This window comes from Vogesella fluminis, from assembly GCF_014652335.1.
Classification (GTDB): domain Bacteria; phylum Pseudomonadota; class Gammaproteobacteria; order Burkholderiales; family Chromobacteriaceae; genus Vogesella; species Vogesella fluminis.
Map to the genome: position 1 here is coordinate 1 of NZ_BMYP01000092.1, position 2,204 is coordinate 2,204.

General features: G+C 62.8%; 5 protein-coding genes. All 5 read right to left on the reverse strand.

All coding sequences use genetic code 11. The features are described from left to right. Positions 1-18: 18 nt before the first annotated feature. Positions 19-231 carry a hypothetical protein gene (locus IE083_RS15490; RefSeq protein WP_189354932.1) on the reverse strand — a complete coding sequence of 71 codons (213 nt, stop codon included), beginning with the start codon at positions 229-231 and terminating at the stop codon, positions 19-21. After that, positions 218-505 carry a hypothetical protein gene (locus IE083_RS15495; protein ID WP_189354933.1) on the reverse strand — a complete coding sequence of 96 codons (288 nt, stop codon included), beginning with the start codon at positions 503-505 and terminating at the stop codon, positions 218-220. The genes IE083_RS15490 and IE083_RS15495 overlap by 14 nt, the downstream gene beginning before the upstream one ends. Continuing rightward, the gene (locus IE083_RS15500) at positions 502-1,164 is read right to left on the reverse strand and encodes a tyrosine-type recombinase/integrase (protein ID WP_189354934.1); all 663 of its coding nucleotides are present in this window, start codon (positions 1,162-1,164) and stop codon (positions 502-504) included. The genes IE083_RS15495 and IE083_RS15500 overlap by 4 nt, the downstream gene beginning before the upstream one ends. Before the next feature lie 26 nt (positions 1,165-1,190). Continuing rightward, positions 1,191-1,379, reverse strand: a complete 189-nt coding sequence (locus tag IE083_RS15505; RefSeq protein WP_189354935.1) for a hypothetical protein — start codon at positions 1,377-1,379, stop codon at positions 1,191-1,193. 2 nt (positions 1,380-1,381) lie between these two features. Further along, positions 1,382-2,204 (reverse strand): hypothetical protein (locus IE083_RS15510; RefSeq protein ID WP_229799799.1); only part of this gene is annotated, 823 nt, incomplete at its 5' end.

Sequence of the window (2,204 nt, forward strand, 5' to 3'; positions counted from 1 at the left end):
AAACGGCCCTGCGTTTCACTATTCCGCCTTCGGGCAGGCCCAAGTCCGACAGGCTGCTAGTAGTCGCTGCACATCACGCATGCGGCGGTCTACGCACTCCAGCAGGTAGTACAGCTGGTCATCCTTCATGGTGCAGTTGCCGGCGCGATCAGAGATCAGCGTCATCACGCATTCCAGCGCGTCGCAGCAATGATCAAGCTCGTCGGCGGCATCCAGTTCAGGCTTGCTCATCGTTCGCCCCTTTCATGGTCATCGTGGTCTGCAGCAGCTGCAAGGCAACTTGCAGCTGCTCGGCAGACTGGATGTCCTCCTCGATCACCCCCATCGCAGTGAGCTGTCGCTCACCGGACAGGGCAAGCTCTGCACGGTCTTGCAGCTTGCGGCCAACGTGCATGATGGCCAGGGCAACGTCCTTGATCAGGCCGAGGGGGACGGGCAGGGCGCAGTTCTCGACGAACGGCTCACGCTGCCAGTCCAGCAGCACTACGGGTCGGGTAATCATCATGCCACCTCCTGTCTGCTTTGCCATGCCTGGCGCAGCTGGCGGCGGGTCACCCGCTGCCGCACTGGGAATGCGTCTGCCAGCGCCGTCTCCAGCTCCTCGCGTGTGGCGTGGGCATAGACGCGGGTGCTCTCCACGCTACGGTGGCCAAGTTGACGCTGCACCACCGCCAGCGGGTCTTTCGCCTGGCTGGCACGCAGCAGCCGCATGGCGCAGGTGTGGCGTAGCCAATGTACGCTGGCCTCGGACGGTAGCCCGGCCAGCGCCGCCCACTGGGCAAAACGCAACTGGTAATTGCGCACCGACATCGCGCTGCCAAAGCGGCCGGCAATCAGCGGGTCGCCATCCGCTTCGCTGCCGCCATCTTTGGCCAGCGCCAGCAAATCCAGCAACGCCTGCCGCAGTGCTGCGTGCACAAACACCTGATGGTCATGGGCAACGCCATCGGAGTGCTTGCGCAGTTCCGCCGCCACGAACAAATAGCGCGTCGCCAGTGCGGCGCGCACATCACCCACCGTCAGCTGTGAAAACTCGCCGATGCGCAAGCCGCTGTACAGCAAGGTGCGTATCCACGCATGGTCGCGGCGTGCCGCCGTGTCAGCACGGCAAGCCAGCAACTTCAGCAGCCGCTTTTCCTCGTCGCCGGTCAGGTAGCGATCCATGGGACGGTCTGATTTGAACAGGTGGCTCATACACCACCCCCGATCAGGCGTACCGCCCAGCCGTCGCGTTGGTGGCACACCGTCAGCCGTGGCCAGCCCTCGGCCAGGCGCTCGCGCGCGTAGCGCACCGCCTCGGCCTCCACCGGAAACACCGCCAGCGTGCGGAAGGTTGGCCGCAGCAGCGCGGCCAGCAGCAGGGAGAAGAGGGCGCGCATGATTACACCCCTTTCTCAGCCAAGATGGCCGCAGGCATGCTGCAGTCTTCCGGATGGGGCTGCCCCAGCATGTCGGCCAGCTGACACACATCCTCATACAGCATGGCCTTGACCTCCAGGATCTGGCACTCGCTCCACGCGGCCAGCGCATCCATATAGCCATCAAAAGTCTGCTCGAAAACCTCGTCCTCGTAGTGCTTCAGATTACCATCCTCGGCCATGCATATCAGCGCCTCTTGCTGATACGGCAACATGCTGCGAAAGGCTGCCAGCAGCCGCGCCTCGCCATCAGTGCTATCGATCACTGGGCGGGCCAGCGCCAGCGTGGCGTCAAAAAGTGCTCGGGCGCGGCGCGTTCCTTTCTCCGTTGCGGCCAACTGTTCTGCCGTCCATTCCCATTGATAATCGGCGCGTTCGATTGCCGCTACCAAGTCTTCCCACGCCGATGGCGGATACAAGGCCACATCGTCGGCGGTGGCAATCAGCGCCTTGGCAATCTCGCGGCCGTTGACCGCAGGCTGGCAGATGGCCACGCGTAGCAGCCGGGCATCGGCAATCTGGATGTCGCGCGAGATTTTATGCAGGTAGATGCGCGGATTGGAGCTGTAGCCCAGGCGGAGAAACCCGTCCTGGCATTCGGTCAGCATCACATATTGACGGTCGAACTTGTTGACGCGGGGGATGGCAAGGCATAACGCCTCGTCGAGTGTGCCGCAGAACAGCAGCGGGCTGGATGTAGTGGTGTGAGCAGCCATGATATGGCCTCCTAGCAGCCTGTCGGACTTAACGAGCCGTATGAGATAATTCGGATCATCCAAAACACAG

Bases quoted from the DNA above. Each gene is read 5' to 3' on its own strand.
- IE083_RS15505 (WP_189354935.1), bottom strand. From the start codon at position 1,379: ATGCGCGCCCTCTTCTCCCTGCTGCTGGCCGCGCTGCTGCGGCCAACC.
- IE083_RS15500 (WP_189354934.1), bottom strand. From the start codon at position 1,164: ATGGATCGCTACCTGACCGGCGACGAGGAAAAGCGGCTGCTGAAGTTG.
- IE083_RS15495 (WP_189354933.1), bottom strand. From the start codon at position 505: ATGATGATTACCCGACCCGTAGTGCTGCTGGACTGGCAGCGTGAGCCG.
- IE083_RS15490 (WP_189354932.1), bottom strand. From the start codon at position 231: ATGAGCAAGCCTGAACTGGATGCCGCCGACGAGCTTGATCATTGCTGC.